Origin of the sequence: uncultured Phenylobacterium sp. (assembly GCF_902826855.1) — a bacterium.
Taxonomy (GTDB): Bacteria; Pseudomonadota; Alphaproteobacteria; order Caulobacterales; family Caulobacteraceae; genus Phenylobacterium.
In genome coordinates, this window is sequence record NZ_CADEGK010000025.1 from 26526 (window position 1) to 31752 (window position 5227).

General features: G+C 72.0%; 5 protein-coding genes and 1 pseudogene (1 of these 6 running past the window's edge). All 6 read right to left on the bottom strand.

From position 1 onward, the window contains the following. A pseudogene (locus QZV94_RS05835) lies at nt 1–739 on the bottom strand (aminoglycoside phosphotransferase family protein) (it extends 253 nt beyond the left edge of the window). After that, a complete protein-coding gene (gene tsaE / locus QZV94_RS05840) occupies nt 699–1148 on the bottom strand; it encodes a tRNA (adenosine(37)-N6)-threonylcarbamoyltransferase complex ATPase subunit type 1 TsaE (RefSeq protein WP_293676867.1) in 450 nt (149 codons plus the stop codon). Before tsaE ends, QZV94_RS05835 begins: the two are co-directional and overlap by 41 nt. Next, nucleotides 1145–2014 (bottom strand): GNAT family N-acetyltransferase, encoded by an 870-nt coding sequence (locus QZV94_RS05845; RefSeq protein WP_293676868.1) that lies wholly within the window; start codon nt 2012–2014, stop codon nt 1145–1147. Before QZV94_RS05845 ends, tsaE begins: the two co-directional genes overlap by 4 nt. A gap of 25 nt (nt 2015–2039) precedes the next feature. Continuing rightward, a complete protein-coding gene (gene pgi, locus QZV94_RS05850; protein WP_293676869.1) occupies nt 2040–3608 on the bottom strand; it encodes a glucose-6-phosphate isomerase in 1569 nt (522 codons plus the stop codon). A gap of 7 nt (nt 3609–3615) precedes the next feature. Further along, on the bottom strand, nt 3616–4233 hold the full coding sequence (locus tag QZV94_RS05855) for a redoxin domain-containing protein (protein ID WP_293676870.1): 618 nt from the start codon (nt 4231–4233) through the stop codon (nt 3616–3618). Nucleotides 4234–4257: 24 nt separating this feature from the next. Further along, nucleotides 4258–5227, bottom strand: a 970-nt coding sequence (locus QZV94_RS05860) for a thioredoxin family protein (protein WP_293676871.1), incomplete at its 5' end; no start/stop codon positions are given.

The window sequence follows — 5227 nt, forward strand, 5'->3', positions numbered from 1 at the left end:
CGGCGCGCTCCGGCAACCACAGCAGGTTCTGGGCGTGGTAGTCGCGGTGGGTGAATACCGACGCGCCAGCCTCGCCTCGGGCCCAGACCGGCGCCCACAGCGCATCCCACTCGGCGACGGCCGCCTCGCCGAACGGGGGCATCTGCGCGAACTTCGGCCACCATTCCAGGAAGGTGTCCGTGCCGACCTTCAACGCCAGGGTATCGTAGGCCAGCAGCGGCCAGCGGGCGCCCTGCGCCTCCAGGACGTCCGGCGGTGTCACCTCCTGCAGCAGCACCTGCGCGTCGACGGCGGCCTCGTACAGGGGAGCCTCCGCCGCGCCGCCGGCGATCAGCGTAGCGTAGAGGCCATCGCCCAGGTCTTCCAGCACCGCCAGGCCCGCACCCACATCATGCGCCAGCACCCTGGGCGCCGATAGGCCGTGGTCGCGCAGATAGGCCGCGGTGGCCACGAACGCCGCCACCGAGCCGGCGGCCAGGCGGGCGGCGGCGTTGTAGCCCAGCGCCATCCGCTCGGCGTCACTGGCGTCCGGCGGACACACCACGCTCTCCACCGCCGGGGGCTGGTCCATGAAGATGAGGTTGGCGCCCTCAACGGTGGTCAGCCGCTCGTAACGGCGCGTCGAGGCGTCGCCGGAGAGCAGCTCACGGCGCGCGGACCCGAGCCCTGCCGCACGCAGGAAGCCGTCCTTCTGGGCCTCACGCTCCGAACTCAATCCCTCGTCCTTCCCAGGCGCCATGCGGGGTCAGGCGGACCCGCCGAGCCTCCGCGTCGTCGAACAGTTCTAGCTCTATGTCGAGTCGGTCAGGAGGCAGCCGCCCCGCCAGCCGTTCGGGCCATTCGATCATCGCCGCACCGCCCTCCAGCGCCTCGTCCAGCCCGATCTCATAGGCCTCGTCGGGGTCGGCCAGGCGGTATAGGTCGAAATGGGCGATGTTGAGCCGCGCGCCCTCGTAGAACTGGACCAGCGTGAAGGTGGGCGACGGAACCTCCTCGTCCGGCGTAGTCAGGGCGCGGACGAGCGCCCGCGCCAGGGTCGACTTGCCCGCCCCCAGCGGCCCGGACAGGCACACCGCCTCGCCGGGCCGGAGCACGGCAGCGATGGCCGCGCCCAGCCGCGCAGTCGAGGCCTCGTCGCGCAGGATCATGCGAAGACCCGATCCGGATCGGTGGGTACGACAGCCTCCACGTGGGCCTTCAGCCGGGCCGTCACCTCAGCCGGTTCGCCATCCAGCGCGTGCGGCGCGGCCAAGGCGCCCACCGTCAGATCGAAGGCGCGGCCGCGCTTGTTGAGGAGTTCGTGGAACAGGGTGATGTCTCGCAACTCCTGGGAAAACCCATGGAAGAAGTGGAACATCGCCGAATAGGGGCCCGCCACGTGGATGGGCAGGACGGGCGCCTCGTACTTGCGCGCCAAGGACACCGCCGAGGACATCCACTCCGGGTCCTGCAGCGTCCCGTCGGGCTGCCGGCGCGCCAGCCGCCCGGCCGGAAAGATCACCAGGCATCGCTCCGCCTCCAGCGCCTCGCGCGTGAGGACCAGGGTGTTGCGGGTTTTCTCCCGCGTCCGCTTGGCCTCGACCCACTCCACCGGAATCAGCACCTCGCCGAAGCGCGGCGAGACCCTGTGGGCGTCGGCGTTGGCGTAGAAGCAGACGTCGGGGCGAATGGCCTTGATGGCGTCGAACACCGCCACGCCGTCGGCGATGCCCGTGGGGTGGTTGCAGACCACCACGACGCGGCCGCTCGCCGGCACGCGGTCCAGCCCCCTCGCCCGGACCCGGAGCGCCAGCAAATCGGAGACGTAGTCCAGGGCCTGGCGGCCGGGCAGCGCCTCGATCGCCTCGGCCATCCGCCGCGCCTTGCCGTAGTCCAGCAGCGCGTAGAGCAGCGGTCGCAGCACCGGCCACGCGGGACCCGCGCTGAGCTTTGGCGCTCGCTCGGCGATCAGAACGTCGACGATGTGGTCGTGGCGCCCGCGGCGGAGCGCGGCCGCCGGCGTGGCGAGCGTCATGGGCGCCAGGATGACGCGCGCCGGCTCAGGACTTCAACCGCGCGATCAGCGCCGCCGTCGACGGGTCGTGCGCGCCCGCGGGACCGCCCTCCAGCTCGGCCAGCACCTGGGCGGCCAGGGCCTTGCCCAGCTCCACGCCCCACTGGTCGAAGCTGTTGATGCCCCACAGCACACCCTCGACGAACACCTTGTGCTCGTAGAGAGCGATGAGGGCCCCGAAGGTCTCGGGGTCCAGCCGCTCCATGAGGATGAAGCTGGATGGGCGGTCGCCCGGAAATGCGCGCTGCGCATCCGGCGTCTCGGCGGCGGGGCGGCCGACCATCAGCGCCTCGGCCTGGGCGATGGCGTTGGCGAGGAGCTTGGTCTGGGCGGCAGGGTCGCCCTCGGAGCCCTCGCGCACGGCCAGGATGTCCACCGGGATCACGTCCGTCCCCTGGTGGAGGAGCTGGAAGAAAGCGTGCTGGCCGTTGGTGCCGGCGTCGCCGAACACGCTGGCCGCCGTCGGATGCGGCGCCGGCGCGCCGCTGGCGGTGACGCGCTTTCCGTTCGACTCCATCTCAAGCTGCTGCAGGAAGGCCGCGAACAGGCGCAGGCGCTGGGCGTAGGGGACGACCGCGCGGATCGGGCGACCCAGGCCGTTGCGGTTGAACACGTGCGCCAGCGCCAGGCGCACCGGCGCGTTGTCGGCCAGCGGCGCGGTGCGGAAGTGCTCGTCCATGGCGTGGCCGCCGCTGAGCAGGCGCGCGAAGACGTCGTAACCAAGCCCGACCGCGCAGGAGAGGCCGACGGCCGACCAGATCGAGTAGCGACCGCCCACCCAATCCCAGAAGCCGAACACCTGATCGGCCGGAACGCCGAACGCCTGCGCCTTGTCCGGGGCGGCGGACACGGCGACGAGGTGCGCGTCGCCCGCCTCGCCCAGGCTGGCGCGCAGCCACGCCCGCGCCGCCTCCGCGTTGGTCAAGGTCTCCTGGGTGGTGAAGGTCTTGGAGACGGTCACCACCATCGTCTCGTCCGGATCGAGCCCGGTCAGCGCCTGGGCCAGCTCGGCAGGGTCGACGTTGGCCACGAACCGCAGCTCGATCGTGGGCGCGAGTGGTTTCAGCGCCTCCCAGATCAGCCGTGGCCCCAGGTCCGAGCCGCCGATGCCGATGTGAACCAGGGCGCGGAACGGCTTGCCCGTGGCGCCGGCCTTGGCGCCTGAACGCACGGCCTCGCAGAAGTCCCGCATGGCCGAGCGGGTGGACTCCACCTCCCGCGACACAGGCTGGCCATCCGCCCGGAAATCGGCGCCATCCGGAGCCCTGAGCGCCATATGCAGAGCGGGTCGTCCCTCCGAGGCGTTGACCACCTCGCCGGCAAACAGCCGGGCGCGGGCGTCCTCGACGTCGCACGCGCGCGCCAGGCCCAGCATCACCTCGACGTCCGCGAGCGACCAGGGTTGCTTGGAAAGGTCGATCTCCAGTCCGGCGGCGTTCAGGCCGAGGCGCGCCAGCCGGTCCGGCTCGGCGGCGAACAGGCCCTGGATCCGACGCTCGCGCGCGGCCGAGGCGGCCTTGTTGAGGGCCGCCCAGGCGGCATCACGGTTGGTCAAGGCAGCCTCAGTCTGCCGAGGAGTACTTCACACTGCAGCCGTAGGGCCGGGTCGCGGGCTGGGCCACCGGGCGGCCAGCCTTCACGTCGGCGAGCGCGGCCACGACGTAGTTCTTGGCGCCGTTCAGGCTGGCAGGATCGGCGCTGGCCCTGTCGTCGATGCCGCCCATGTAGACGAGCTTGCCGGCCTTATCGACGACGTACATGTGCGGCGTGGTCTTCGCCGCGTAGGCCCGGCCCACCGTGCCGTCGGGATCCAGGATCACGTCGGTTGGCGCGGCGCCCACCCTCGCCTTCCACTGCCTGGCCTGGGGACCGGTCTTGTGGCCCTGGAAGCCGGGGGCCGAGGAGATGACCGTCAACCAGACCACGCCCTCCGCTGTGGCCTGCTTCTGCAGGCCCTGCATATGGGCGGAGTTGTAGTGCTTCTGGACGTAGGGGCAGCCGTCGTTGGTCCACTCCAGCACCACGGTCCTGCCCGCGAAATCCGACAGCGCGCGGGTCTTGCCATTGGAGCCGACCGCGGTGAACGCCGGGGCCGGCTGGCCCAGCACCGGAGCGGCCGCCGCGGGCGCCGCGAAGGCGCAGGCGATCGTGAGGGTAAGCACAACTCTGCGGTCGAACATGGTCGTCGGGCCTCCTGCGGGGTTTCAGCTCGGCTTGGCGGCGGCGTCGAGCGCCTTGACCACCAGGCCCTGCGTCAGGATCGAAGGCAGGATAGCCGGTTTGCCGCCGTTGGCGCCATACACGAGGTAGAGCGGCACCCCGGCTCGGCCGAAGCCCGCGAGCTCGGCGGCGATGCCCGGATCGCGCCGCGTCCAGTCGGCCTTCAGATAGACGGCGTTGTTGCGCGCCAGGGCCTCCGACACGGCCTTTGTCGAGAGCGCGACCCGGTCGTTCACCTGGCAGCTGACACACCAGGCGGCAGTGTAGTTGACCAGCACCGGTCGTCCCTCGGCCTGCAGCTCGGCCAGCCGCGCCGGCGTGTAGGGCTCGTGGTCGAGGTTGGCGGTATCGGCGCCGGCGGCCTGTGGGGGGGCGGCCAGGGAGTAGCGCGGCCAGAACGCCCCGCCGGTCACCGCGACCACCGCCAGGACGGCGGCCAGCGTGGCCAGCGAGGCCTGCCGGCCGCCAGACACCGCCCGCCGCTGCGCCGCGCCGGCGATCCAGGCGGCCAGCGCCAAGAGAACCCCGGCGCCCAGGATGCGCGGCACGGCGTCGGAGCCCACCTGCACCGTCAGCACCCAGACCAGCCAAGCGACGGTGGCGTACATCGGGAAGGCGAGCGCCTTCTTGAAGGTCTCCATCCAGGGCCCCGGCCGCGGCAGGCGGGCCAGGAGGCCCGGGGCGAAGGCCACGGCCACGAACGGCAATGCGAAGCCCACCGCCAGGCCCAGGAACACCGCCAGCGCCGCCAGGGGCGGCTGGGTCAGCGCCCAGCCGACGGCGGGTCCCATGAAGGGCGCCGTACAGGGGGCGGCCACCACCACGGCCAGCACCCCGGTGAAGAACGCGCCCGCCAAACCGCCGCCGGACGCCAGGCCGGAGCCCACACCCTGCAGCGAGGTCCCCACCTCGAACAGGCCCGAAAGGTTCAGGGCCACCGCCAGGATCAGGAGG

Excerpts from the sequence above, each read along its gene's own strand:
- tsaE (WP_293676867.1), bottom strand. The coding sequence starts at position 1,148 with ATGATCCTGCGCGACGAGGCCTCGACTGCGCGGCTGGGCGCGGCCATC.
- QZV94_RS05845 (WP_293676868.1), bottom strand. The coding sequence starts at position 2,014 with ATGACGCTCGCCACGCCGGCGGCCGCGCTCCGCCGCGGGCGCCACGAC.
- QZV94_RS05855 (WP_293676870.1), bottom strand. The coding sequence starts at position 4,233 with ATGTTCGACCGCAGAGTTGTGCTTACCCTCACGATCGCCTGCGCCTTC.